Below are 26,027 nucleotides of genomic sequence, written 5' to 3' on the forward strand. Positions count from 1 at the left end.
AGACTGTGCTTATCCCGGATTTTTAACTATCCTTGCTTATAGTTTCTTTGATCTCAGGATTACAGCTTTTGTTTTTTGGGCGTAACTTTTTTCGACCACTCTATTGGGCCTTATTACTTTGCATAAGTTCGGTTGCGGTATTTGCATCAGACCGACATGGTTTTACTGCCGCAACACCTGCGACTTTGCAACGTATCTCCACTTCTGAAGGATTAAGTCAGGGGACCATTAATGACTTTTTTCAGGATCAGGCAGGCTTTGTCTGGTTGAGTACTGCAGAAGGCCTGAATATATACAATGGCTATACCGTCCGACCCTTTGAACACGCTACTGCGTCATTTACCGGCGCTTATGTATATTTTGTGACGCAGGATAAATCCGGACTTTACTGGATCTCGGTGTCTGAGCACGGTTTGTACAGCTTTGACGCCAAAACCAATGAATTGACCTTGCAATGGGATAGCTTTGAAGATTACGACCGAGATGTATTAACCTTTTTTGAAGATCAACAGACTAATAGCACCTGGTTTTTTACCTCAAACAGTATTCTTAAATATTCTCATGCCAGTCGTTCATTCAGTGATGAACCTCAGGTACTGGATAACTTTGTCGAAGAGCAGTTTATTACCACAATGGTGAATGCGTCGGGTTATAGCTGGCTGGGCACGAATAAGGGCCTGATTCGATTTTCACCGTTAACCGGTGGAGCGAAAACGATTGAATTGGACACTACCTCTGCCTCGGATGAAATAAATGTTTATCAACAAAGGGTCAGACAACTCATAAAAGACAAGTATGAGCGAGTGTGGGTGGCCACTGCTAATGGCTTGTTCCTTCTTAATCCAGAAGACTTGCCTTTAGATGACGAAGATAACAATGAAAAGCTTTATGTAACACCACTCATTCCCAATTTACAGTTTCATGATTTACTGGTGGAAGAAGATAGGGTCTTAGCGGCTTCAAATAAAGGGCTGATAGCAATTGATCTGGAGACTTTGCAAAGAGAGACAGTTTTGCAATTTTCTAATTCTAATCAGGATATCTACAACGACCGTATCATTAAATTATTCCGGGATAAGAATCAAAATTATTGGTTGGCCTCTAATGCCCGTGGGGCCTACATTTGGAACCCCAAAACCCGCGCTTTCAGGAATTATTACAACAGTGGCCAGTCAGGAAAAATCCTGAGCAGTAACGAAGTTTGGGATATTGAAGAAACGAAACCCAATCAACTTTGGTTGGGCACCTCAAACGGTCTGACTAATCTTGACCTCAATAACAATAGCAGTGAATTTTGGTTTACCGTTGACGAGCAGGAAGGCCTGATGTCCCAGATCTATCAGGTGCAAAAAGGAGAGGGTGATCTACTTTGGCTGGCTACTAGTGAAGGCATCAAATTATTTGACGGGAAAACCAAAGAGCAGGTGCAGGTATTCCTGTCCGATGAAGATAACCGGGTAATATTCGACGTTCAGCAGTCCTATATATATGTAGACTCCTATGGACGGGTCTGGCTTTCAACACTTGATTCATTTTATTTGTATCAGCCGGATAATGGGGAACTGACTGAGCTGAACCACCTGAAAGATAGGATTAACCCTTACTTTAGCTTTGGTTTTATCGGTGAAATACCGGGCACAGATACCATGATTTTGAGTGTCTCCGGTCAAATTTGGGGGGTCGATACTAACAACTTTGAAGCCAGGTTATTGTATGAATTGGACAATTATTCACCGCAGGAATTCGTTTATGTGGATAGCTGGACTCTGGATGCACAAAATGGACTGATTTGGTTTAGTTTTACCAGTCAGGGATTGGTGGCATTGAATTACGAAGACTTTAGTCTGGCCAAACAAACTAATCACCTTAAATCTGCCGGAATCGGTGTGACTTATGGCCTGTTGCAGGATAATCACCGCCGGGTTTGGTTCAGTTCACATAGGGGGATATTTAACCTCGGGTTAGACAATAACCATTTGATGAATTTCGATTTATCTTACGGTCTTGCAGCCCTGGAATACAATGGCGGCGCCTGGAAGAAATTGCAGTCTGGTCAACTGGCATACGGTGGAGTTAAAGGGTTGACATTGTTTGACCCGGATGAAATTGGCGTTGGCCAGGACCCACATAAGCAGGTTGTTATCGATGCTTTAACTATAGCCAGCCGGGAGACTGTGCCCACCTATACTAATCTGACGGATCAGGTTTTTAACCTTGACTATAATGATGCCGGCATTCAAATTAGTTTTTCGACCCTTGGATTTGAGCAACAGGAGCAGGTTAAATACCAATATAGCTTGAGTGGTTCAGAGCTCACCGAATATCCATTAACTAACTCAAACCAGGCGCGTTTTTCACAATTGCCCCCCGGCCATTACGAATTTGCAGTGCGGGCAATATCTCCGGTAACCGGCTTTTCCACCAAACCCAGTAAAATTACTCTGATTGTCGCCTATGCCCCCTGGAATTCGCCACTCGCAAAATTGGGTTATATGATACTGGTGTTGCTGATTCTGGGCATCATTATTTATCGCAGAAGAATGAAGCAACGGGTTATTCTGACCATGAATAAGGAACTCATGGACAGCGAGCAGCGACTAAGATTGGCTTTAAAATCTAGTCAGAGTGAGCCCTGGGAATGGAATGATCAGGATAAGTTGATTCGCTATGTTGGCATTGTTGGCAACGAAGCTGGTAAACAACAGCAGTCCTTTAGACAGCATTGCCAGCGAGTTCATCCTGCGGATCGCTCCGAATTTATGCGGGAGTGGAAAAAGCTTTTTGACTCCGCTTCTGTTGACGCCTTTAGTTTAACTTACCGTATGCGCCAGCCTGACAACAGCTACCACTGGTTTCGCAATGTCGGTCAAATTCTACAAAGAAGCAGCAATGGCCAACCGAAATTAATCTCTGGCCTTTTTACTGATGTTAATGAGGCGCAAACGGCTGCGGCCAGCGCCCTGGTGTTTGGTGAAGCATTTCGCAATACCAAAGACTGGGTCTTGATTATAGATTCAGACTTTAACGGTGTGATGGCCAACAACTCCTTTTACAGAGCATTCAACTATGAACCGGACAGCCATATATCCTTAAGTGACGGGGTCTTTACTGGCCTTGGCGGTAAAATGCGTAAATACCGACAAATCATGGAACAAATGGCGATCGGTGAGCATTGGCATGGTGAAGATGTTATCGAAGTCAAGGATAAAGGGCGTCGTGAGGTTCTGATCAATATCAGTTTGATCAGCATCGAGAACAGGGAGAAAAATCACTACGTGGTGATTTTTACCGATATCACACAGCAAAAAGAAGCCGAGGAAGAACTAAAGTTATTGGCAAATTACGATGCCTTAACTCAGTTACCAAATCGAACCTTGTTGCTGGATAGAATAGAACATGCCATTCAGGTGGCTGATCGCAGTCGCAATACCCTGGCCCTGCTATTTGTAGATTTGGACAGATTTAAACAGATTAACGACTCCCTGGGCCACGAATACGGAGATAAATTGCTACAGGTGGTGGCTAACCGATTAAAAGATCGGGTAAGGAAACAAGACACGGTTGCTCGTCTTGGTGGCGATGAGTTTGTGGTGCTGCTGGAATCCTTCAGAAATGTTTCTCATGTTGGGGAGGTGGCCCTCGAATTAAGCGCCTGTATCTCTGAACCTATTGAGTTGTGTGAACACAACGTCAGTATCACCCCAAGTATCGGCATTGCATTGTATCCAAGCGATGCCAGAACGCCCGAAGACTTGCTGCGTGACGCAGATATTGCCATGTTTCACGCTAAAAAAGATGCGGGAAAATGCTATCATTTTTATACGGAATCTATGGACACAGAAGTCCGCAATCGGCTGCAAAAAGAGTCCCTGGTAAAACGCGCTCAGGCCAGTCAGGAGTTTGTTAATTATTATCAACCGATATTAGATGCAAAGACCGGGAGCGTTGTTGGCGCAGAATTGTTATTACGCTGGGTCACAAAAGACGGCATTGTACCGCCCAATGAATTTATCCCATTGGCTGAGCAAATTGGCCTGATCATTCCCATGACCAACGAGGCTTTAAAGCGTGGTCTGGCTGACACGCAAAGCTGGCGCAAACGCATTCCTGATTTTTACTTGTCGATTAACCTGTCCGTAACGCATTTCGAACAGGAGGGCGTGGCAGAGGGCATGGTTGCGGTGCTCAACGACTTTGACTTGCCAGCGTCGGCGTTAAAAGTTGAAGTGACGGAAAGTGCTCTTATGTCTCATCCGGAAAAAGCCATCACCACCATGGAACGTTTTCAGGCGTTAGGCGTGCAATTGTCACTGGATGACTTTGGCACGGGGTATTCGTCTTTTGCTTATTTGAAACGCCTGCCGTTAAACATTGTTAAGCTGGATCGCAGTTTTGTGTGGGGAATTGGTTCAGACATGAAAGACGAGACCATCGTGGAGGCTATCCTGGGACTGGCGGAAAATCTGGGGTTGCAGGTTGTTGCTGAAGGAGTGGAAACGCTGGAACACAGTGAGTTTCTCAAGGCCCGAACCTGTCAGTTTTTTCAGGGCTTTTACTTCGCCAAACCTATGGGTAAAAACGATTTCGACCATTATCTTTTGAATAATCTGAATCATGGTAAAGATTAAGCATTTTGCTGGTGGACTGCAGATTACTTTAACCCCTAATCGCTCCATGAGCTGGCGCCATAGTATGATTGTGGTTGCCGCTATTGCTGTGTTTTGTCTCAGTATTGCCATCGTCTGGTTCTTTTTGGGGGCCTGGCTCATCTTGCCATTTGCGGGTCTGGAAGTGGGGCTGTTACTGGTGCTTGCCTACCTGGTTTCCAAAGCCACGTATCAGCAACAGGTTTTGTTGCTTAATGACAAACATGTTTCCTTTCATTCGGGCTTTCCTGTAGCAAAGCTGCGAGTGTTGTTGCAAAAGAAAACGGCTGAACTTAACCAATATGAAACCACTCATCCTGAGGATGTCTTTCCGTTGTTCATCAAAGACGCCAGACAGCAAGTCAGAATTGGTGAATTCCTGAATCTGGATGATCTCAACAAGCTGATCAAAACTTTGGGTGAGGCGGGCATTGCACATCGTCTGAAAAAAGATGTGATATCTATTGCATTATAGCCAATAAATCTTCTCGTTTCGCACGGTGAATAACCGGGGCAATGCGTTCAGTAACCTTGAGCAGCCCTTCGAATTGGACTAAGGTTAGAAGGTAGGAGGTGTTTTATGCGCGTTTTTAATCTTCTGCCGTTGGCTTTGGTAATGCTGTTTTTAAGCGGTTGCCAGACCACGCAACAAACTACAGTTCAGGTTAATCCCCACTTCCTGGATCTGTCCTTTGCTGGATACGAAAATGTACCAGTGGAGTCTGAATCTGAAATCTTTGAATTAAACAATGACGCCAGGCGCTTTGTCTCTGACTTGCAACATAAACGCGATAGATCCGGTAAAATCGAAGAGTTAGTCGCGGCCATTTTTGATCGCTCTGACTTCAACATGATTTATGACAACAGCGCCAACACCACCGCCAAGGAAACGTTCGAAAACCGCAGTGCCAATTGCCTTTCGTTATCCATCATGACCTATGCTCTGGCAAAAGAAGCCGGGTTAGGTGTTACCTTCCGGGAAATAGAAATCCCTGAGTACTGGACTCGTAAGGAAGGCTTCAGCTTGCTCAATGGCCATATTAACCTGCGTATTACTGAACTGGATGATCATTCCTCCCGCATCTATGTCGATAACCGCACCATGATAGTGGACTTTGACCCCTTCTCACCGAAAAAGTACTTCCCATCCAAAGCAGCTTCAAAACAACGGGTTTTGGCGATGTTTTACAATAATAAAGGGGCTGATGCTCTGGTTAAATCTGACTTTATGACAGCTTATGCCTATTTTCGACAGGCAATTGTCAGTGATCCGCAGTTCCAGGATGCCTGGGCGAATCTGGGAATTCTGTACCGCATGAGAGGGCATTATGATTGGGCTGAAAATACCTATCACGAAGCACTGAAGTTAAACCCGGACAGTCTGACGATTCTGGAAAACCTGGCTGTGTTGCACCAGCATCAAGGGCGCTACGAGTTAGCCGAGGATATAATGGAAACGGTTGAGATTCGTCGTCTGTCGAACCCTTACTATCACTTTATTTTGGGCGAGCAAGAATTAGAAGCCAATAATTATGCGGCTGCTAAAATGCACTACAAAAAAGCGATAAAACTGGACTCTTCTCACCATGAGTTTTATTTTGGTTTAGCCAAAGTTCACTTGTTTATGGGTGATCGGGAAATGGCCTTACGCTATCTGAGAAGAGCCAAAAGTAATACCAAAATTGATGATCTGAAGGATCATTATCAGCATAAGATGGATCTGTTTGCCAAACTCTAGATTGTCAAAATCTTCAAGCTACTCTCTGATTTTTTTATGCCTGGCACAATTTATGGCCGGGCATTTAGCGTTTGCGAAACAACAATGCCGCATTGATAGCCAGGAATTCACATCACAACAACAGGTTTTATGGCAAGACCTGGTGCAGCTTAGTAGCGCTGAAATGCAGGGGCGAAAGAGCGGCAGTGAGGGCGCACAACTGGCCCGTGAATTTATTGTTAAGCGTTATCGCGAATCAGGCCTCGCCCCTCTAGAGCAATTACAATCGGAGGAGCAGGGAAGTTCGCCTGAAAACTGGTTTCAGCATTTCACCCCTCCGGGACTATTTAATCGAAAAGATGGTGCAAACGTTGTCGGTGTGATTAAAGGCCGTGTATATCCCGACAAGTACATAGTGGTTTCAGCACATTATGACCACCTGGGGAAAAAGGGCCGAAAAGTGCACTTTGGTGCCAATGACAATGCTTCGGGCGTAGCGGCCTTGTTTTATCTTGCACATCATCTGAGTCAGTCGGGCACACAACACTCTGTGGTGTTTTTGGCTACCGACTATGAAGAAGCCGGGCTTTATGGCGCTGCGGCTTTTGTGGAGCAACGCCTGCTGGAACATTCCGACATTCTGCTCAACATTAACCTCGACATGCTGGGACAGCCTGGTCGGGATTGGACCCTGTATGTGGCTGGCACCCGCTGGTTTCCGCATTTTAAACCAGTAGTGGAGCAGGTGACGACGAAGGCCCCAGTGTGCGCCGAAACTGGAATGGACAGAGTAAGTCGAAGTTATGATCGCAGCTATCGGATTGACTGGCGCAAGGCCAGCGATCACTGGGAGTTTGCGCAAAAAGACATTCCCTGGCTGTTTCTTGGGGTTAAAGATTTTAAATACTATCACACCACTCAGGACACTCCTGACAACTTGTCCAGGCCCTTTTATATTGGCGTGGTAGACACCGCACTGATGATGGTTGAGGCCATGGATCACTATTTGACCGCCCAAAAATAATCTGCCAACTACCATTATCGGGCAGTTGTCTGTCGCCCTTCAAGGTTTTGCACCAATCTGTATCTTAATCATTCATGATGCACTAAAATGGTGCGATTGCTGCGGGTTAATTTCCCTGTTCATCTATTAAGTTATTGAAAATAATGATTTATTTTCTCTGGCATAGCTTTTGATAATAACTCTCAGTGGAACACACCGCTTTAAATTAGCCAAAAATGGGGAGCAATTTATGAAATTAGTCAGTGCCATTATCAAGCCATTCAAGCTTGATGATGTCCGCGAAGCCATTTCGGACATCGGAATTGACGGCCTAACCGTCACAGAAGTAAAAGGTTTTGGTCGTCAGAAAGGCCACACGGAATTATATCGTGGAGCCGAGTATCAGGTGGATTTCCTACCTAAAGTAAAGCTTGAGATTGCTGTGCAAGATGATCAGGTTGAACGTCTGGTGGAAGCAATCGTTAACGCTGCTAAAACCGGGAAAATTGGAGACGGTAAAGTCTTTGTTTTCGATCTTGAACACGCCGTTCGTATTCGTACCGGTGAAACTGATAGCGATGCTATCTAAATAACACCAGGAGACAATAATGGAACAAGCATTTCACTTACAATATGCAATGGACACCTTTTACTTTTTAGTATGCGGTGCTCTGGTTATGTGGATGGCAGCCGGTTTTGCCATGTTGGAAGCGGGTTTAGTACGCGCTAAAAACACCACCGAAATTCTCACTAAAAACGTCGCCCTGTTCGCGATTTCCTGCACCATGTACCTGGTGTGTGGTTATATGATCATGTATGACGGTTCACTGTTTTTATCCGGTATTCAGGATGTAGACGTTGCTTCAACCTTATCTGATTTCGCCAGTCGCGAAGATGGATTTGAAGGTGGCTCAATCTACTCTGGTGCCTCTGACTTCTTTTTCCAGGTAGTATTCGTAGCGACAGCCATGTCTATAGTTTCAGGTGCTGTGGCTGAGCGTATGAAGCTTTGGGCATTCCTGTTATTCGCCGTTGTTATGACGGGCTTTATCTACCCAATGGAAGGTAGCTGGACATGGGGTGGTCAGTCTGTATTTGGTCTGTACACGCTGGGTGATCTTGGCTTCTCTGACTTCGCTGGTTCAGGTATCGTACACATGGCCGGTGCCGCCGCCGCTCTTGCTGGCGTTATCCTGCTGGGTGCACGTAAAGGCAAATATGGTGCCGATGGCAAAGTAAATGCTATTCCCGGTGCGAACCTGCCATTAGCAACCTTAGGTACTTTTATTCTGTGGATGGGCTGGTTTGGCTTTAACGGTGGTTCAGTATTAAAACTGGGCGACATCGCCAATGCTAATTCTGTTGCTATGGTATTTTTGAATACCAATGCTGCCGCTGCTGGTGGTTCAATTGCAGCATTATTGCTGGCTAAAGTCTTGTTCAAGAAAGCTGATTTAACGATGGCTCTGAACGGTGCATTAGCAGGTCTGGTGGCCATTACGGCTGAGCCTTCAACACCTTCTGCCTTACAAGCAACCTTAATCGGTGCCGTGGGTGGTTTAATTGTGGTGTTCTCAATTGTTGGTCTGGACAAACTGAAAATCGACGATCCAGTAGGTGCCATTTCAGTGCACGGTACTGTGGGTCTGTTTGGCCTGTTGGTTGTGCCTCTGACTAACGATGGCGCGACATTCAGCGGCCAGATTATTGGTGCTTTAACTATCTTCCTTTGGGTATTCGTAACCAGCTTCATCGTTTGGTTCGTATTGAAAACTATCATGGGTATCCGTGTTAGCGAGGAAGAAGAATACGAAGGTTTGGACAAGATCGATTGTGGTTTAGAAGCTTATCCGGACTTTACGGTTAAGAGCTAATCCAACTATCAATAGCGGCCGGGTTTAATTCCGGCCTGCTTAAATAGAGTTCCAAATGGAACCGGGGGAAACCCCGAATAGCTTCAAATGCTATATGCCCTTTTTGCCCCGGTTTTACCGGGGCTTTTTGTATTTGCAGGGCAACAACTTTTAAGCAATTGTTGAAAGCGGTGATCTTGTAGTAAGGTAATTGTCGTAATTCGCAATAGAAAATTAACACTGGTCAGGAGTTTGCCTTGAAAACCTTCCGTTCTTTGCTTCCGCTGTGTACGTCATTTTTACTATTTAGTTTGTCTGTCGATGCCTTTGATCGAGTCACAGGAAAACACTTCGCCAGCCGCTCCGAAGTGATTGCACAAAATGGCATGGTGGCCACCAGTCAGCCATTGGCAACCCAGGTGGCGTTGGATGTATTAAAAGCGGGTGGTAATGCAATTGACGCAGCTATCGCGGCGAATGCCATGTTAGGGCTGGTGGAACCGACGGGGTGCGGCATAGGTGGTGACTTGTATGCTATTGTCTGGGATGCCAAATCAAAGAAACTGCATGGTCTGAATGCCTCTGGGCGCTCCCCGCAATCGTTGCAATTAAGCCATTTTCAGACTCTGGGGTTGGATAAAATTCCGTCGTTTGGGCCTCTACCTGTTTCGGTTCCGGGTGCCGTAGATGGCTGGTATCAGTTGCATGATAAATTTGGCTCCAGGCCAATGGCTGAGTTGTTAAGTCCCGCCATTGAATATGCCCGCAATGGGTTTCCGGTTTCAGAGCTGATTGCTCATTACTTTGCGCTTAACGAAACCCGTATTGGCCAGTACCCTGGTTTTAAAGAGACCTTTCACGTTAATGGAGCTGTGCCTAAAAAAGGGGATATATTTACTAACCCGGCCCTTGCTGCCACCTATGAAAAAATCGCCACTGGCGGGCGCGATGCCTTTTATAAAGGGGATATTGCCCGAATCATTGCCGGTTATATGAAGGAGCAGGGCGGCTTTTTACAATATGAAGATTTGGCTTCTCATACTTCTGATTGGGTGCAGCCACTGTCCAGCAGTTATCGCGGCTATGACGTTTGGGAATTACCGCCGAACGGTCAGGGGATTGCCGCATTACAGATCCTGAATGTGATGGAGTTGTTTGACGTTGAAGACATGGGCTTTGCGACACCAGAATATGTGCACGCCTTTGTGGAGTCAAAAAAACTGGCTTTTGAAGACCGTGCCAGATTCTATTCTGATATGGACTTTAACAAGCAGCCCATCGATATGTTGATATCCAAAGAATATGCCCAGCAACGTCGCCAGCTGATAAATATGAATAAGGCCGCAAAACGCTACGACGCAGGCCCGTACGAAGGCGATACCATTTATCTGACCACCGCGGATAAAGAGGGCAACATGGTGTCCCTGATCCAAAGTAATTACCGTGGCATGGGTTCGGGTATGATTCCGACCGGATTGGGGTTTGTGCTGCAAAATCGCGGTGAACTGTTTGCCTTGCAAGAAGATCACTTCAACGCTTATGCGCCAGGTAAGCGGCCTTTCCACACTATTATTCCAGCCTTTGTAACCCGCAACGGCAAACCCTGGATTAGTTTTGGTGTCATGGGCGGAGGTGCACAACCGCAAATGCATGCTCAGGTGATCATGAACCTGATTGATTTTGGTATGAACCTGCAAGAAGCCGGAGACGCACCAAGAATACTGCATAGTGGTTCAAGCCAGCCAACAGGCGAAATGATGGAAGATGGCGGCTTTGTCAGCCTGGAAAATGGCTTTTCAGCTGAAACCCGGCGAGAGCTTATCCGCAAAGGGCATACCTTACAGGAAGTGTCTGGTTGGTTTGGCGGCTATCAGGCTATTATGCGCGATTTGAAAACCGACGTGTATTACGGTGCCTCTGAAAGTCGAAAGGATGGTCAGGCCGCAGGTTATTAAAGCAATTGTTCACCCTTTAATAGATTTGCGATATTCTTAACTATCGCTTTTTATTCAGGATTATTAATGCCACAACCACAAAAAGGGATCTGTGCGGAGCCGAATCTGCACGCCTTGTATTTGATGTTCAATGTAACTGACGAACAGGATGATCTTATTCGTGAAAAACTGGCCAAAATTCTGAATATCTTTAATCACTACGACGAAGAACATTACGAAGCCATGATTTCCGGGGTGGTGGCAATCGGTAGTAATTACTGGATGGAGCTATATCCGGGAGAACTGCCATTAGAGCTTGCACCTTTCCCCGATATGTCCTGTGAAGATCGCAGCGCCCCTGTGGTGCCCAGCGATCTGTTTATTCAGATCCGCGCTGACCGGGCGGATATCTGTCACGCCATTGGCGTCGAAGTGTATGAATTGCTCAAAATGCATGTAGAGCTGTTGGAGCAGGTTAAAGGTTTTCGCTATCTCGATGGGCGAGATTTAACCGGCTTTGTTGACGGTACTGAAAACCCCAAAGGCATGAAAAAGCTGGATGTAGCGATAGTTGGCGATGAAGATCCCAGCTTTACTGGTGGTAGCTATATTCACGTGCAGCGTTACCGACACAATCTGGATCGCTGGAATCAGGTGGAAGTGGAGGACCAGGAGAAAATTATCGGGCGCACTAAATCCGATGACGTGGAATTTCTATCCCACAAAAAAGCCCGATTTGCCCATACCAAACGCACCAGCTTAAAAGATGACGAAGGTAAAAGCCTGGAAATCCTGCGTCAAAGTATGCCCTACGGGAACATGAAGGTGCAGGGGCTGTTTTTCGTTTCTTGTTGTAAGAGCAGTCGACCCTTTACCAAAATGTTGGAGAGTATGATCTTCGGTGATGAGACAGGTACTTACGATAAGTTGTTGGATTTTACTACACCGGAAACCGGCGCGGCCTATTTCGCGCCTTCTATTGATTTTATCAAGCGGCTGGGCAAAATTCCGCCAGCCCATTTTTAGTCCCATATAAGTTGAATGCTGCTTTTTTGTGCAAGTGCGTTTACATTGTGCAGGTCTGCTCAGTTGAAAAATTAATAAAAATCTCTTCGCTTCCAGGCACTTATAGTGCTATTATCAAATTCGGCCTTTGGTCAGTTATATTTTTGTTATCCGCTTAAGTTCTGCTTTACCCGTCAAACATTGTTTGGCGATCATGTACCTTCAGCAATTCCAAATTAGTAATTAAACAAGGCTCTACCGGCGCATTTGCGTCAACATTTAATATTTTTATAGGTTTATTTTTATGTCTAAATTGACAGGTTCAGTTAAGTGGTTTAACGAAGACAAAGGTTACGGTTTCCTTACTCCAGAAGAAGGCGGTAAAGACGTATTCGTACACTTCCGTGCCATCAAATCTGAAGGTTTCAAAGTGTTGGTTGAAGGTCAGCGCGTAGAATTTGAAGTACAAGAAGGTCAAAAAGGTCCTCAAGCAGCAGAAGTTGTTGTACTTTAATCCATAACGGATTCTGAAAAAAACGCAGCCCAGGCTGCGTTTTTTGTTTCTGCTTACTGACTAATCAACATAACCACTGCCAATCGCTCTGAAAGGCATTTTAATTTGTAATTCAGGAACTTGTTTTGCCACCCAGGCCGGAAATGTATTGCTATTGGGGCCAGGAAACAGTGTGTATTCATCAGCCCATGGGTATTGGGCAATTATGCTGATAACCTGAGGGATAAGCTGTTCTGCTTGTTCACCGCTTAAGCTGTAAAATTTCTCTGGTTTCGCGCCATACCAATAACGATCCGGTGAAGCGGTATTGTATTGTCGCAAAGCGGGCTGACCGTGCTTTACTCGCCAACCTACCACTTCAAATACAGTATATTCATCAGCATCTTTTTCTTTAACGGCTATCCAGCTATGTACCGCGAACCAGCCACGCCAGCAGAATACCAACTCCATGAAATAGCTGTTCGCTCAGCGCAGCCTCAGGGACATTAGTTCGAGGCGTGCGAATGAAAGAATACTGGTGGTCTTTTGAGCTTCGCACAACAAAGAAATAATGTTCCTGAGGCGCGTCTTCGATGGGGCTGAAACGCATTTATACTGTGTTGAATGTTTTTGATTTAGGCCCGCTAGACCTGCAAACATTCGCCTTGTCTAAATGCGTTTCAACACCCACTGAGTAGAACAGGTATTCCATGGAGTTGGTATTAGCATCTGCTGCATAAAACTCAATAACAGCGTCTTTAAAGGTTTTCGGGTCTGCCGCGATACCTGCCGGCTCTCTGCTGGCAGTTCGCCAGTTATTGCCTGAACAGGCAGTTAGTAAAACAATCGATAAAAGTATGACTAGTTTAATCTTCATGCGCAGATCTTTGATAAAAATGGACTAATGGTTTTGTAGCAAAGCTTTATGGAAAGACCAATAGCCGATTCGACAGATAGCCGTAGGAAACAGGCAGATTACTGGCAAACTTTGTACAGAATATAAAAACAGCTATAGTGTAGTTGTGGTTGAAGTTAAGGCCAGAGATATTCACGGAGGAAAACATGAATGTGATGGTGGTTCCCCAACCGGGTTCAAAATCGGAACTGTTGAGTTGGTTTAAAGCTTTTTCTGACTTTTTTGTAATAGCACTTATCTTGTTGGCCTATTGGGGGGGAACCGAATACTTACACAGTCAGCGCATGCAAATTGCTGAGCAACCGCTGGTGAATGACTTCTATCTGGTGGACTATTACCGAATCAATCCCGCCTCTGATTACAAGTTTCGTTATGTGCCGTTACGGGTAACGGATATATCTGCAACGCAACTGAGTTTTGTTCGCGGTAATTACGGTCACAACAAACCCGCTTCAATCAACAAGCACGTGCAGTTTGATGCGGTACTAAACTACAACTATTTTAACGAAGAAAGCCTGCAGGTGAGCCGCGCTGAATTTAACCGTTGGGTGGATGAAGGCATCGTTTATGATGCTACCAGGCCTGAGGGGATTTACATTGATGGCTGGATTGTATTGCGTCCGATGGAAGCCGTAATTGGCAGCGAACGCAATGAGCGCTTTCTGGCTGCTAGTCCTTCGCTTTAATTACTTAATGGTCTTTAGATAGTCTTCCCAGGCTTGCTGATAGCCGTCACGGCGACGGTGCTGTCTGGAATTAAGGTGGTTTTGCCAATCCTGAGTATCTGCCACAGGCCCAACTTTACAAAGCGGACAATATTGCTCTTCTGATTGAGGTGCGGGGGTAAGCGGTATTTCCTGATGAGATTTATCTGACCAAACATAAGTTGTAGCAGCAGTGCTTTTTACTTGTTTGTCTCTGTCCACGTTTCGAATGCGATAGCCGGTAAATTCACCGGGCAAAAAGGGCATGTGGCCAAGATAGTTAAAGCTGCCAGGCTCCGCAAGACATTCAATATGCCAGTCACAATAGGGCTTCACATTTTTCGAGGTAATGTAACTTAATCGGGCACCCTGCTCCGACAGCAGGCGGGTTTGTGAGTTCAGCAAAAAGGCCCGCAGCAACTTCCGATTTAACAGGTTGCTGTCAGCCCCTTGATGCCAGCTCTGTCCCGGACGACGCGGTCCGGCATTGGGCACCAACGGAAACTGAAATAGGGTCAAATCGAATATCGGTTTTAGTTTATCTATGAAGCTCTCTGGACAAGTGATATCCACTTCAAAATTCACCTGATGCCCGGCATCACGCAATGTATCAATGGCATTGAGGCGATATTTATCTCTGATTTGTTGTTCGGAATCCAGTACGCTGGCGGATAATTGGATGTTCGGAAAGCGTGTTGCAAGCTCTTGTGAAAACGATAAATCACCATCTCCTATGGTGAGAATTCGCCAGTTATCCTGAATATGCATAATGAGGTGTTGGTCTTGCTATTAGTTAAAAGTTTCCGGGGCGCCATTATAGCAACTTATGGAAAGATTTATCTGCTGGGTAAAATGCGGTTATTATAGCGCTACGCCAACACCACCATGATAAGGAAGTCGATGCGACCATGTTACAACTGCAAGTAGGAAGATCCATCAAGTGGCGTGCTATTTTTGTGGAATCTGCTTTTATTGGAGCCAGTATTTTATTGGCTTTCGCATTGCAAGACTGGGACGAAGCTAAAGATATCGAAGAGCGCACGCAGATAGCCATGTGTAATGTTAAATCTGAATTGGCATTTAATCAGGTGCTGATCAAGCGCGGATATCTGCCCAAACAAAAAGGCTTATTGGCCACCATCAATGCCCTGGTTTCTGCTACTCAGCGAGGCGAAGCGACGACTATAACTCTGACTAATCTGGAGCAAATGTTAGTGCAGGAATCGTTGCGCTATTCTGCCTGGTCACTGGCCGCCGAATCCGGTTACATGTTGCACGCCAACTTCGAATTGGCCACCGAAATAGGAGCGGTACTGGATTTTCAGCGAGACAGTTACCAACCCGTTATTAATCGACTCAACGAAACTATTTTCGATAGCAGCCAGTCGTTCAACGAAGACCCAACCGAGTCACAGATCAAGCTGCTGAGTCTTACTAACGAGTGGATTTCAAAGACCCGCTATCTGCAAACCAAATACGACCAACTGTTTTCCAGAGAGGACTTTATTGGCCTGGAGTGTTTGTAGGTGTTGTGTTCCAAGAGCGATAAGAAGCAATTTTCAATCAGTCGAATTAATACAAATAAAGGCATTTTTAGGCTTCAAGGAGCTTTGGTTAGCACAAATTCTGAAATATCACTTTCTTATGACAAGGCAGAGTTCATGGGAACAGATGGTTGGCAGGAGCAGGATCTACATTCTCGTCATGCAATTGTTGTTCTTTCCGAAATAAAGAATGTAGTCTTAGCCCATATTACAAGTTAGTTTTAAAGGAGAGCTTCATGCTCATGGATAAAAGAATAATTATTGGCACTCTCACGGCATTGTTTTTATCGGCCTGTAACTCCACATCTAACAGCAATGTTTCAAGCTATGAAGCTGATAGAAATTTAGAATCCCCCAAGCCTGCCGGATGTGTTCCTGTCAGCGAGTTATCCAATAAGCAGAACCCAGTCGACATCTTTACCGGACTAAACGCCTGTTTAGTCAAGGAAGATTTCTCCAGCGCTGCCGAGCTCTATTTGGCAGGCATGTCTTATGGTTTTTTTGATACAAAGCGTGTATCCGATAAAACTGCACACCAAGCTGTTAGTGTTCTGCGCATGAATATATTTGGTGCTCAACCACAAGATGTTTTAGATAAATTGCAAACAGCGCTTACAGGCTTAATTTCTGATAATACTACGATTTGTCAAAGCCTGACTGCTCTGGGTGCACCTGCTTATAAACCAACTTATATGATTCAGCACGGAATGGGGGCTTTTACTGGTCAAAGCACTAAAGACGGTTTGGTAGAAAGCTTTGATGCAGAAGCAGCTTGGAAAGATGCGTTATCAACAATCCCCGAGTGCGAGTAAAGCTAATAAAGGCAATTATGTTTGTCCATCAAGTTGGGCAGGGATGTACAAACGATGTGGATCCCATGTTTAGGCGTTAAGACTATTCAAAAAGGAATGCGAGTTGATTAAGAATATAATGAAAAAAAGGGCGATCACACGCTATATCAATGAATTAGGGAAAGATTTGTCTAAACGTTATGGAAAGAGTGAACACTATACTTCTGGCCAAGTGATTAAGACAGTTCAGGATGAAGGTTATAACTGGCGGCATATCTGCTATGCACATGCCTTGTATACGAGTATGAAACAGTTTGATAAATTGCATCAAGAACAAGGCGAAGATTGTGATTATTACGAAATGCGTAATGAAATAGCTGAGTCATTTTTTGATGGTGTTGTTTCTGCATTAGACTCATGCATTTCTGGTGACTTTACTGGTGACGCTGGAGGAGCGGGAAGCGGAGGCGACTAGTTCTAATAAGGCAGAACCAAAATGAACAAATACTCACTGGCTTCCTCCATTCTTCGGTATTGTAGCCGGGAAGCATTTGCAATTTATTCACGACGTTAGCTTTGCAAGGAAGATATGAGTTATTTTCGAGTTTTGTTAGAAGGTGAGAACTTTTTAGTAGAGTTCGACGGTAAAGAAGAGTTGCTTGGTTTTGTTACTACTCGCTGGGTTAAAGCTCAAAACGAGAGATAAGCTGAATTGAATGCAGTGGATTTAATCAAAAATGATACACACCTTCAAAAATTACTCAGAACTTCTGACAAATTGCTTCCACCGCAAATGATTTATCTTAAGGAAATGTGTAAGGTCAATTGGTTCGCTTATTTTTGGCATAGACCCGGAGCTGGCTATTCTTTTTATTCGATGGAGCAAAAGTAACGCTAACAAGGGAATTATGGATGGGGCCTCTAAAGCTTGGCTGGCGCTCATGTTTTTACTAATTTTAGCCAAGCTTTTTCCGCGTTTTATGCTGGAGTTGTGATTCATTCAGATGATTTCTTTATTCAAAAATTGGGGGTTACCTTCCCCAGAGAATATATCTCTCGTAGATGCATGTAGAGATGGTGGTTCGTATATCATCTGCTTTAGCGATATTGATGGTGTTTCTTACTCGTTAGAACTTGACGTTGTGCTTGATAAAAATAGCTTTATAAGAATCGGTTACAAAACCCCTAAAATGATTACATATGGGGAAAATAAGAACAGAATAGAGCTAACCTGGAAACAGGGGCAATATCTGATCAAAAAAGTTTCGAAAGCTAAAAAAAGTGAATTGGTGAACAAGGAAAGATTAAAAGAGGCAATCAGCATTTTCAAATCCTGCGGAAAGATTAATGAAGCATAACAAATCGGTGCAATACGGACATAAAATCATTGGCGGCTCATCTTACTTGCGGCTTCCCATTCTTCGGGTAGTATAATTGGCACAGAAATGTGCCCGATAAATTAACCATTCACATTTTACAAAGCCACCCCAAATTTAAATAGGAAATTAATCTTTCAAAAGGAAAGTTATGAAAAAAATAATAATAAACTTAATACTTGTTTTGACCTGCGTTGGGCATTTTAGTGCTTTTGCTATGGCTGAATTTAGCAAACGTGAAGAGGTGGCCATAGTTAGTAAAATCTTAGGGGAACAGCGTGAACTGGTTGTATACCTTCCGGCAGACTATGAAACGGAGAACAAACAATTCCCCGTTTTATACATGACTGATGGTGATATACAAGGGCCTCATACCAACGGTACTCTGGATTTTTTGGCGAAGTTTGATCAAACGCCAGGCATGATAGTGGTCGGGATAGTCAATCCAAGATTTAAGCGCAATAACGAATTAACCTTAACTGAAAAACAAGCACAAAAGTCTGATGTGCTAGCCGGTGCCGATCTTTTTCTGGATTTTATCGAAAGTGAAGTTATCCCTTTTATTGAAGCCCGTTACCGTACTCTGGAATATAAAGCACTTTCAGGCACGTCACATGGTGGCCAGTTTGCAATCAATGCTTTAATCAAGCGTCCGAACTTATTCAATGGTGTTATTGCTATAAGCCCCTCATTGTATTGGAATAATAATCAACTGCTTGGTTTGGCTGAAGAGGCGTTAAAGAATCAGACTCTCAAAGGGCGTTTATTCATTTCCATCGCTAATGAAGAGCCAATCATGACTGAGCCATTCCAGAAACTGGTTGAATTAACAAAACAATATCCCAGTTCGAACTTTCATGTATCAATGAAAACCTTCTCTGAAGAAAGCCACGACTCAACTACGCTGCTCGGTCAATATTATGGTTTGAAACACTTATTTCCAAATTGGACTATACCTAATTCACCTCAGACTTTGTCCGATCTACAATCCATTTATGACGCCAGGTCTGAGTTACTTGGTACAACAATACTGATCCCAGAAGACAGGGCTAATGGCTATGGTCAGTGGTTACAATATCTAAATCGCAAGGATGATGCTTTAGCAATGTTTAAGTGGAATCGCCAAACTTACGCTCAATCCTTGAATGCTCACAAAGCTTTAATACAAGCCTATTTACATTTTGATATGGCTGACGCTGCTAAATTGGCTTTTGATGATGCAATAAAGACGATAAATTCGTTAAGCCCGGAACAAGTAGAGCAGCTTAAAGGTTTGCTTATCTAGCTTTAAAAAGCGCCAACAATCCTATAAAAGTGAATCTGAATAGCTGGGCTGGCGTTGTTTGTCACTATGTTTAGCCCAGCATAACTTACCTAAAATTGAGCGCTGTCATTGATTGATAGCCACAATTTTGTAGTCGTTAAATCAAAAGGCATATTTCGCGGAAAATTGCAGGCGGTTCATATCGCCTTCCAGGCCGTTTTCCAGCTTTCGTTTGGCAAAGGTGTACTCGGCACCAAAGGTTAATGCATTGGCTGGCGAGTAAAGTAAGTTTGCTCGGGAACTCCAGGTAGATTGAGTAACGTTTAGCCCCGTTAGCGCTTTGTCGTTATCGGCGCTGAAGGCAGAATAAGTCAAATTGGAATGCCACTGGCCATTCCAGATGTGTCGATAGGCAATGGCGTAGCCGGTGGAATCAATGCTTTGAAGTTGGTTGTTTTCATCCAATACTGAGCCGTTTGCAGTATTGAGAGCCGAATAGCGACCCAAACCGGCACCACTGTTAAACATCAGCCTTAGATCGTTCTCTCCGAAGTTAATTTTGGCACCCACACTAATGCCATAACTGGTTTCAGTTGTGTCGATGTTATTACCGTCTTGTTGATTGCTGTAGGCCAACTGGCGAACGAGGGCCGCTACGGAGAAATGACCCCATTCGCGTTGATGATTGTAGCGCAATACTAAATCAGGCAGGGCATTGTCATCACTGACAATACGTGTGCCTCCGCCAAAAGGTGTGATGGTGGATTCAGGGTTCTCCAACGCTATCTGAAATCGCCCTCGGGTGTATCGCACCATGGCCTGACGAGAGAAGATTGTGCCGTCAGTCACACCGATAAAATCCAGTGTTTCTGGCAGGGCTGAAACGTCCTGAAAGGTGGTCCAGGTCTGACCGAACAGCCAGTTTTTATAGGTGAGAAAGGCATGCCTGATTCGGGGCTGGTGACTGTTGCTGATGCGTTCATCGCCATCCGGTACTACCTGCATATCAAACTCTAATACTGCTTTAATAGTTTCCTGATTATCCAGTTTTGTTGAGCTGGTAAAACGAAAACGCGACTGGCGAATATGGGCATCAAACTGCGTATCTTCCTTAGCTCCGCCTACTGGGGTAAGTCCGGGAATATAAAAGTCCCGGCCAATATTACCCGGGGCCAATGTGCCGTCACTATAGCTGCTGGCAATAGCGTCCAGTTTGATATAACCGGAAAAGTCCAACTCGGTATTTTTTAATGGATTTGCCTGTCCAATGTAAGGTTGGGTGAAACCAACAAAGAGAAACAGAGGCGACATGAATTTTTTCATTTTTTAATTCCACAATAGATGCAACACGCTTTTAAACATGACCCCACTTGCGTTATGTTGATATAGGGCTATGGTCTGATGGGACCAAAGTCTGATGTTGCCCGGCATTATTTTTCACGGGCGGGACCAAAGTCCCATATGGAAATTCCTATCATTAGATTACAGTGATCCGAATTATCTTTAATCCTGGAAGGGTGGTTATGAATATGCCTGTAGATCAGCAAGCCATTGAGCGCGATTACCAAATTACACGACAAGATTATCTGAACCAGTATCAGGCTTCGATGCAAGAAAACGATGCCTTTTGGTTGCAAAAAGCCAGTACATTGGATTGGATAAAAACGCCGACGATAGGCTTTGAAGGAGGCTTTCAGCCGGGCAATGTGGATATCAAATGGTTTTCAGACGGCGAATTGAACGTCAGTGCCAATTGTATCGACCGCCATCTGGCTGAGCGCGCCAGCGATACTGCGATTATCTGGGAAGGTGATAACGCTGATGAAGATAAAAACATCAGCTTTCAGGAATTACACGATGAGGTGTGTAAGCTGGCCAATGGCCTGAAAAAGCTGGGAGTGGAAAAAGGTGATCGGGTGGCCATTTACATGCCTATGATCCCCGAAGCGGCTTATGCCATGTTGGCCTGCGCCCGAATTGGTGCCGTGCACTCTGTGATCTTTGGTGGCTTTTCGCCTAATGCCATTGCTGATCGGGTTAATGATTGTCAGGCCAAGGTGGTGATCACCGCCGACGCTGGCCGTCGGGGCAATAAATCTGTGCCGCTAAAAGCTAATGTAGACGCAGCATTAAGCAATAAAGCTTGTCCAACCATTAGCCATGTATTGGTCTTCAATGCCACCGGGATAGATGCCCCTATGGGTAATATCGATGTTGATGCCGAAACCCTGTTGGCTAAGTGTGATACAGATTGTGAACCGCAGGCCATGAAGGCCGAAGATCCGCTATTTATTCTTTATACCTCCGGCTCAACCGGTAAGCCCAAAGGGGTACTTCACACCACCGGCGGTTATCTGGTGTATGCCGCCACCACCCACAAAGCCGTATTTGATTACCAGCCCGGAGAGGTGTACTGGTGTGCTGCCGATGTGGGCTGGATCACTGGTCATACTTACATTGTTTATGGCCCCTTAGCCAATGGCGCTACCACCCTAATGTTCGAAGGTGTGCCTACTTACCCGGATGAGCGTCGCATTGGACAAATTGTTGATAAACATCAGGTTAATATTCTTTATACGGCGCCTACCGCGATTCGGGCGTTAATGGCAAAAGGCGATTTTGCCGGAGAGGGCTCCACCAGAGAGTCACTGCGTATTTTAGGCTCAGTGGGAGAGCCGATTAATCCCGAGGCCTGGCAGTGGTATCACCGAGTATTGGGCAACAGCCGTTGTCCGATAGTGGATACCTGGTGGCAAACTGAAACCGGTGGCATGATGATTACGCCATTACCGGGTGCCACAGAAATGAAACCCGGCTCAGCCACCAATCCATTTTTCGGCATTGAGCCAGCTCTGGTGGATAATGAGGGCAAAACCCTTGAAGGCGCTACTGAAGGCAATCTGATTATTAAGCGCAGTTGGCCTGGGCAAGCTCGCACCCTATGGGGCGATCACGAGCGCTTTGAGCAAACTTATTTCTCTACATATCCAGGAAACTACTTTACCGGTGATGGCGCTCGTCGCGACGAGGATGGTCATTATTGGATCACCGGACGTGTAGACGACGTGTTAAATGTTTCCGGCCATCGTCTGGGAACAGCTGAAATCGAAAGTGCGCTGGTATCTCACCCCGCCATTGCCGAGGCTGCCGTTGTAGGCTATCCCCACGATATTAAAGGGCAGGGGATTTATGTTTACGTTATTCCTGTTGCCGGCACTGAGGTTACCGATGATTTAACCAAAGAAGTGGTTAAATGGGTGCGTCAGGAACTGAGCCCGATTGCGTCACCGGATTTGATGCAGTGGACACCGGGTCTGCCTAAAACTCGTTCTGGTAAAATTATGCGTCGTATTTTACGTAAAATCGCCGCCGATGATTTTGCCAGCCTGGGTGATACCTCAACCTTAGCTGATCCGGCTATCGTGGATACTCTGATCGAAAACCGCATGAATCGGGCCTAAGGAACAGAGTATCGTAGTGTCGGAGATTTTGATTGCAGACGATCATCCCCTCTACCGGGATGCCTTGCGCATCTCGTTAGAGGCACGTTTGCCAGACACTGTGATTCTGGAAGCCGCAGATATGCAAAGTACTCTGGCAGCCCTCAAAGAAACCCCCGAGCTGGACTTGTTGTTACTGGATTTACACATGCCCGGCAGTGATGATCTCTTCGGCTTATTACATATCCGTAAACTGCATCCGGAAATTCCGGTGGCCGTTGTTTCCGGTCTGGAGCAGGTAGCGCTGGTCAGTAAGGTGATGGATGCGGGTGCTATGGGATTTGTGCCCAAAATAACACCGGCGGAAGAAGTGGTAGAAGCCATCAACCAAATGCTGTCGGGAGAAACCTGGGTTCCCGAGAGAGTGGCAGGCCAGTTAGGTGAAAGTGATGCTGAGTTTAGCGCGCTGGCAGATAAGGTAGCGACGCTGACTCCTTCTCAATACAAGGTGTTATGCCTGTTGCGGGATGGTTTGCTCAATAAACAAATCGGCTATCAATTGGGCATTGCAGAAAAAACCGTAAAAACTCATGTTACCTCGGTACTGCGCAAACTAGATATAACCAATCGCACCCAGGCGGTACTGATCGCTAATCAACTCAAACTGCAACCTCCTGAATAATCGCAATCTCTGGTTTTAATTCATCAGCCTCTAATATTAGTGATAGAAGACAGCATAAAACGTTAAAAATCGCCTTAAACTGAAAATTTCTTTTTAATATTTAGGCTATTTAGCCTGATAATCCGGATTTTAAGCTCCCTCAATCCAACTGGAGACTAACGCATATGATTTGGCCAACTCTGGCAATTTTACTCGGGCTTCCATTGTTGGTGTGGAGCGCTGAGCGATTTATTCATGGCGCTGCCAAAACTGCGGGCTTGCTGGGTGTGTCGCCCTTGTTTATTGGCATGTTTATTATCGGGTTTGGAACTTCTGCACCTGAGATTATTGTCTCTGTTTTTGCCTCGCTACAAGGTAATGGAGGACTGGCTCTGGGAAATGTTTATGGCTCTAATATTGCCAATACCACGCTGATTGTGGGAGTGACGGCACTCATCTGTCCCATTGTCGTTAAGTCCGGCATTGTGCGCAAAGAGCTGCCCATCTTGCTGGCTGTAACCTTTTTATCCATCTGGCAACTAACCGACCTGGTGTTTTCCCAAGATGAGGCATTTACCCTGTTGGGCATTCTGCTGATCTTAATCTCCTGGAGTGTCTGGCAAAGCATTAAACAGCCTAAAGATCCTCTGATTGCTGATGTTGAAGAGGCTATTCAGACTGAAAATACTGGTCTGAAAGTTTATTTGTTCTGGCTGGTGGCAGGCTTGGTTTTATTGATTATTAGCTCCAGGATATTGGTGTGGGGTGCAGTGGAAGTGGCCAAATATTTTCAGGTGAGCGACCTGATTATCGGCCTGACCATTATTGGCGTGGGGACTTCATTGCCCGAGTTAATTTCTTCCATTATCGCGGTCAGAAAAAATGAACATGAACTGGCCATCGGTAATGTAGTGGGGTCAAACTTGTTTAATTTGCTGGCGGTGGCAGGCATTGCAGGTATTATCAACCCTGTTCAGGTTGATGCCACTTTCCTATACCGCGATGGCATGATCATGGCGGCGTTAACCATAGCCCTGATGGTGTTCTGTTTGGGCTTTAAAGGGCCGGGGCGCATCAACCGATATGAAGGCTTTGCATTTTTTGCTTGCTTTATACTCTATAACTATTATTTGATTACAACCCAGTTTTAAGCTTGTGCTAACCAAAAAAGCGGACCCTATGATAAAGAACAATACCGTCTCAGATACTTTTAACAGCGCCACAGATTCGTTAGGGGCGACGTTGAACCAGTATTGGCTAACGGCTCAGGAAGCCGTGTTGAGCATGGGCTTTATAGTACAACTGTCCATCATTTTAACCATCTATTTATTCGCCTATCTCACCGCCAGCCAAATACGCAACCGCATTGCGCCTGCAACCAAAGCGCCGGAAAGTGGTGCTCACACGCTGAAGGTATTGGGTTATAAATTAGTGGGCATCATTTTTCCTATCTTGTCTATTTCTTTCCTGAAACTCTCGACGGTTTTAGGCGAACAATATCAGTTTGACGCCTGGTTACTTAATGTGGCCTTAGTTGTAGCTGTGCTGTTGTTCCTAAACACCGTGGTACGTGCCCTGGTAGACAGTGAAAATATCGCCGCCTTTATGCGTTGGGTTATTTTGCCGGTGGTCTTTTTACATTTAGTGGGTATTTTGCCTGGCATCGTGGCTGTGATGGAGTCCATGTCGATTACCGTGGGGAACGTTGAAGTCTCCAGTTATGGCGTTGCCCGAGTGGTGATCTTTGGTGTGGTGCTGTTCTGGCTGGGCAGAGCCTCACGCAATGTTGGTAAGGAAATCATTCGCAACCATCAAAAACTGGATGTCACCACCAAAGAAGTCTTTACCAAGGTGTTTGAGGTGGCGCTGTTCTGCGTCATGTTTGTGTTGTTGCTCAACATAATGGGGATTAATCTGACGGCATTGGCGGTATTTGGCGGTGCGGTCGGCGTGGGCTTAGGTTTAGGCTTGCAAAGTATTGCTTCAAACTTTATCTCAGGGATCATCATTCTGATGGACCACTCGCTCACCATTGGTGATTTTGTGGAGCTGGAAGATGGCAGTAAAGGCTTTGTACGGGAATTTAGGATGCGCTACACGGTACTGGAAACCTATGACGGTAAAGATATCCTGGTGCCCAACGAGAAGTTCATTAACTCTTTAATGATCAACTGGACTCACAAGGATCCAAAACAGCGTTATCGCATCGATTTCAGTGTGGCTTACAAAACCGATATTCGCGCCATGTGCGAAATTATTAAAGAAGCAGTGGGCAAACATCCCCAAGTCATCAGTGGCGAAGATATCCCATTTGAAGAGCGCCCCGATTGTGAAATTGACTCATTTGGTGACTCGGGTGTGAATATGTTTGTGGAATTCTGGATGGTGGGTATCGACGACGGTAAAAACCGCGTTGGTGGCGATCTGTTGTTGATCGTGTTTGAAACCTTGCGGGAGCACAACATTGAAATTCCGTTCCCGCAGCGGGAGGTTCGGGTATTGGATGGCTCAGCAATGACCATGAGAAACACAACATCAGACTAATGGCGTTTTTTACTTATTGCGTAAACACTCAGAAGCGCTTCAATACAGAGCAACTGTGTGCTTGTGTACAAGCCAGTAACAGGTTAGCAAGCCATTACTTATACACTATACTTAGCAATAGCAGTTTTGCGGAAAA

22 protein-coding genes and 1 pseudogene are annotated in these 26,027 nt (G+C 45.2%); 19 read left to right on the plus strand and 4 right to left on the minus strand.

Going from position 1 to position 26,027, the window contains the following annotated elements:
* Positions 1 to 68 precede the first annotated feature (68 nt).
* From ACXAD8_RS18920 to cspE, 9 genes are all read left to right on the plus strand, one after another.
* The gene (locus tag ACXAD8_RS18920; protein WP_475231515.1) at positions 69 to 4,628 is read left to right on the plus strand and encodes an EAL domain-containing protein; all 4,560 of its coding nucleotides are present in this window, start codon (positions 69 to 71) and stop codon (positions 4,626 to 4,628) included.
* Positions 4,615 to 5,121, plus strand: coding sequence for a DUF2244 domain-containing protein (locus tag ACXAD8_RS18925; RefSeq protein ID WP_475231516.1), 507 nt, complete (start codon positions 4,615 to 4,617; stop codon positions 5,119 to 5,121). The genes ACXAD8_RS18920 and ACXAD8_RS18925 overlap by 14 nt, the downstream gene beginning before the upstream one ends.
* Positions 5,122 to 5,226: 105 nt before the next feature.
* Positions 5,227 to 6,384, plus strand: a complete 1,158-nt coding sequence (locus tag ACXAD8_RS18930) for a tetratricopeptide repeat protein (protein ID WP_475231517.1) — start codon at positions 5,227 to 5,229, stop codon at positions 6,382 to 6,384.
* Between the two features lie 52 nt (positions 6,385 to 6,436).
* On the plus strand, positions 6,437 to 7,387 hold the full coding sequence (locus ACXAD8_RS18935; RefSeq protein WP_475231518.1) for a M28 family peptidase: 951 nt from the start codon (positions 6,437 to 6,439) through the stop codon (positions 7,385 to 7,387).
* 229 nt (positions 7,388 to 7,616) lie between these two features.
* The gene (gene glnK, locus ACXAD8_RS18940) at positions 7,617 to 7,955 is read left to right on the plus strand and encodes a P-II family nitrogen regulator (RefSeq protein ID WP_229531447.1); all 339 of its coding nucleotides are present in this window, start codon (positions 7,617 to 7,619) and stop codon (positions 7,953 to 7,955) included.
* 19 nt (positions 7,956 to 7,974) lie between these two features.
* Entirely contained in the window at positions 7,975 to 9,240 is a 1,266-nt protein-coding gene (locus tag ACXAD8_RS18945; RefSeq protein WP_475231519.1) for an ammonium transporter, read from the plus strand.
* A gap of 236 nt (positions 9,241 to 9,476) precedes the next feature.
* A complete protein-coding gene (gene ggt, locus ACXAD8_RS18950) occupies positions 9,477 to 11,174 on the plus strand; it encodes a gamma-glutamyltransferase (RefSeq protein WP_475231520.1) in 1,698 nt (565 codons plus the stop codon).
* Between the two features lie 66 nt (positions 11,175 to 11,240).
* A complete protein-coding gene (locus ACXAD8_RS18955; RefSeq protein WP_475231521.1) occupies positions 11,241 to 12,179 on the plus strand; it encodes a Dyp-type peroxidase in 939 nt (312 codons plus the stop codon).
* A gap of 283 nt (positions 12,180 to 12,462) precedes the next feature.
* Positions 12,463 to 12,672, plus strand: coding sequence for a transcription antiterminator/RNA stability regulator CspE (gene cspE / locus ACXAD8_RS18960; protein WP_229531444.1), 210 nt, complete (start codon positions 12,463 to 12,465; stop codon positions 12,670 to 12,672).
* Between the two features lie 60 nt (positions 12,673 to 12,732).
* Here cspE and ACXAD8_RS18965 read toward each other — a convergent pair.
* Together ACXAD8_RS18965 and ACXAD8_RS18970 are read right to left on the minus strand one after the other, a co-directional pair.
* A pseudogene (locus ACXAD8_RS18965) lies at positions 12,733 to 13,110 on the minus strand (DUF3750 domain-containing protein); the annotation flags it as partial.
* Positions 13,111 to 13,261: 151 nt separating this feature from the next.
* Positions 13,262 to 13,528 carry a hypothetical protein gene (locus ACXAD8_RS18970; protein WP_475231522.1) on the minus strand — a complete coding sequence of 89 codons (267 nt, stop codon included), beginning with the start codon at positions 13,526 to 13,528 and terminating at the stop codon, positions 13,262 to 13,264.
* A gap of 185 nt (positions 13,529 to 13,713) precedes the next feature.
* Here ACXAD8_RS18970 and ACXAD8_RS18975 point away from each other — a divergent pair, with 185 nt between their 5' ends.
* Complete coding sequence (locus ACXAD8_RS18975; protein ID WP_475231523.1) at positions 13,714 to 14,253, plus strand: hypothetical protein; 540 nt, start codon at positions 13,714 to 13,716, stop codon at positions 14,251 to 14,253.
* On the opposite strand, the gene ACXAD8_RS18980 is transcribed toward ACXAD8_RS18975, so the two are convergent.
* Entirely contained in the window at positions 14,254 to 15,039 is a 786-nt protein-coding gene (locus ACXAD8_RS18980) for a Rossmann-like fold-containing protein (RefSeq protein ID WP_475231524.1), read from the minus strand.
* 140 nt (positions 15,040 to 15,179) lie between these two features.
* On the opposite strand from ACXAD8_RS18980, the gene ACXAD8_RS18985 reads away from it, so the two are divergent.
* The 5 genes from ACXAD8_RS18985 (at position 15,180) to ACXAD8_RS19005 (ending at position 19,267) form a co-directional block, all read left to right on the plus strand.
* Positions 15,180 to 15,797: a hypothetical protein gene (locus tag ACXAD8_RS18985; RefSeq protein ID WP_475231525.1), complete on the plus strand. Its 618-nt coding sequence runs from the start codon at positions 15,180 to 15,182 to the stop codon at positions 15,795 to 15,797.
* A gap of 254 nt (positions 15,798 to 16,051) precedes the next feature.
* On the plus strand, positions 16,052 to 16,627 hold the full coding sequence (locus ACXAD8_RS18990; RefSeq protein ID WP_475231526.1) for a hypothetical protein: 576 nt from the start codon (positions 16,052 to 16,054) through the stop codon (positions 16,625 to 16,627).
* A 103-nt stretch (positions 16,628 to 16,730) separates the two neighbouring features.
* On the plus strand, positions 16,731 to 17,081 hold the full coding sequence (locus ACXAD8_RS18995) for a DUF6559 family protein (RefSeq protein WP_475231527.1): 351 nt from the start codon (positions 16,731 to 16,733) through the stop codon (positions 17,079 to 17,081).
* Between the two features lie 529 nt (positions 17,082 to 17,610).
* Positions 17,611 to 17,964: a hypothetical protein gene (locus tag ACXAD8_RS19000; protein WP_475231528.1), complete on the plus strand. Its 354-nt coding sequence runs from the start codon at positions 17,611 to 17,613 to the stop codon at positions 17,962 to 17,964.
* A gap of 169 nt (positions 17,965 to 18,133) precedes the next feature.
* Complete coding sequence (locus tag ACXAD8_RS19005; RefSeq protein ID WP_475231529.1) at positions 18,134 to 19,267, plus strand: alpha/beta hydrolase; 1,134 nt, start codon at positions 18,134 to 18,136, stop codon at positions 19,265 to 19,267.
* A gap of 141 nt (positions 19,268 to 19,408) precedes the next feature.
* Here the strand turns inward: ACXAD8_RS19005 and ACXAD8_RS19010 are convergent, their stop codons facing one another.
* Positions 19,409 to 20,569, minus strand: a complete 1,161-nt coding sequence (locus ACXAD8_RS19010; protein ID WP_475231530.1) for a DcaP family trimeric outer membrane transporter — start codon at positions 20,567 to 20,569, stop codon at positions 19,409 to 19,411.
* 200 nt (positions 20,570 to 20,769) lie between these two features.
* On the opposite strand from ACXAD8_RS19010, the gene acs reads away from it, so the two are divergent.
* From acs to ACXAD8_RS19030, 4 genes are all read left to right on the plus strand, one after another.
* A complete protein-coding gene (gene acs / locus ACXAD8_RS19015) occupies positions 20,770 to 22,707 on the plus strand; it encodes an acetate--CoA ligase (protein ID WP_475231531.1) in 1,938 nt (645 codons plus the stop codon).
* 16 nt (positions 22,708 to 22,723) lie between these two features.
* Entirely contained in the window at positions 22,724 to 23,368 is a 645-nt protein-coding gene (locus tag ACXAD8_RS19020; RefSeq protein ID WP_475231532.1) for a response regulator transcription factor, read from the plus strand.
* A gap of 164 nt (positions 23,369 to 23,532) precedes the next feature.
* Positions 23,533 to 24,498 (plus strand): calcium/sodium antiporter, encoded by a 966-nt coding sequence (locus tag ACXAD8_RS19025; protein WP_475231533.1) that lies wholly within the window; start codon positions 23,533 to 23,535, stop codon positions 24,496 to 24,498.
* Between the two features lie 133 nt (positions 24,499 to 24,631).
* Positions 24,632 to 25,891 (plus strand): mechanosensitive ion channel family protein, encoded by a 1,260-nt coding sequence (locus ACXAD8_RS19030; protein ID WP_475233022.1) that lies wholly within the window; start codon positions 24,632 to 24,634, stop codon positions 25,889 to 25,891.
* The last annotated feature ends 136 nt before the right edge of the window (positions 25,892 to 26,027 follow it).

Source organism: Planctobacterium sp. AWH2_060 (assembly GCF_056158425.1).

Excerpts from the sequence above, each read along its gene's own strand:
- ACXAD8_RS18970 (WP_475231522.1), bottom strand. The coding sequence starts at position 13,528 with ATGAAGATTAAACTAGTCATACTTTTATCGATTGTTTTACTAACTGCC.
- ACXAD8_RS19025 (WP_475231533.1), top strand. The coding sequence starts at position 23,533 with ATGATTTGGCCAACTCTGGCAATTTTACTCGGGCTTCCATTGTTGGTG.
- glnK (WP_229531447.1), top strand. The coding sequence starts at position 7,617 with ATGAAATTAGTCAGTGCCATTATCAAGCCATTCAAGCTTGATGATGTC.
- ACXAD8_RS18990 (WP_475231526.1), top strand. The coding sequence starts at position 16,052 with ATGCTCATGGATAAAAGAATAATTATTGGCACTCTCACGGCATTGTTT.
- ACXAD8_RS18955 (WP_475231521.1), top strand. The coding sequence starts at position 11,241 with ATGCCACAACCACAAAAAGGGATCTGTGCGGAGCCGAATCTGCACGCC.
- ACXAD8_RS19000 (WP_475231528.1), top strand. The coding sequence starts at position 17,611 with ATGATTTCTTTATTCAAAAATTGGGGGTTACCTTCCCCAGAGAATATA.
- ACXAD8_RS18935 (WP_475231518.1), top strand. The coding sequence starts at position 6,437 with ATGGCCGGGCATTTAGCGTTTGCGAAACAACAATGCCGCATTGATAGC.
- ACXAD8_RS19010 (WP_475231530.1), bottom strand. The coding sequence starts at position 20,569 with ATGAAAAAATTCATGTCGCCTCTGTTTCTCTTTGTTGGTTTCACCCAA.
- ACXAD8_RS18925 (WP_475231516.1), top strand. The coding sequence starts at position 4,615 with ATGGTAAAGATTAAGCATTTTGCTGGTGGACTGCAGATTACTTTAACC.
- ACXAD8_RS18930 (WP_475231517.1), top strand. The coding sequence starts at position 5,227 with ATGCGCGTTTTTAATCTTCTGCCGTTGGCTTTGGTAATGCTGTTTTTA.
- acs (WP_475231531.1), top strand. The coding sequence starts at position 20,770 with ATGAATATGCCTGTAGATCAGCAAGCCATTGAGCGCGATTACCAAATT.
- ACXAD8_RS18945 (WP_475231519.1), top strand. The coding sequence starts at position 7,975 with ATGGAACAAGCATTTCACTTACAATATGCAATGGACACCTTTTACTTT.
- cspE (WP_229531444.1), top strand. The coding sequence starts at position 12,463 with ATGTCTAAATTGACAGGTTCAGTTAAGTGGTTTAACGAAGACAAAGGT.
- ACXAD8_RS19005 (WP_475231529.1), top strand. The coding sequence starts at position 18,134 with ATGAAAAAAATAATAATAAACTTAATACTTGTTTTGACCTGCGTTGGG.
- ACXAD8_RS19030 (WP_475233022.1), top strand. The coding sequence starts at position 24,632 with ATGGGCTTTATAGTACAACTGTCCATCATTTTAACCATCTATTTATTC.
- ACXAD8_RS18980 (WP_475231524.1), bottom strand. The coding sequence starts at position 15,039 with ATGCATATTCAGGATAACTGGCGAATTCTCACCATAGGAGATGGTGAT.
- ACXAD8_RS18975 (WP_475231523.1), top strand. The coding sequence starts at position 13,714 with ATGAATGTGATGGTGGTTCCCCAACCGGGTTCAAAATCGGAACTGTTG.
- ACXAD8_RS18985 (WP_475231525.1), top strand. The coding sequence starts at position 15,180 with ATGTTACAACTGCAAGTAGGAAGATCCATCAAGTGGCGTGCTATTTTT.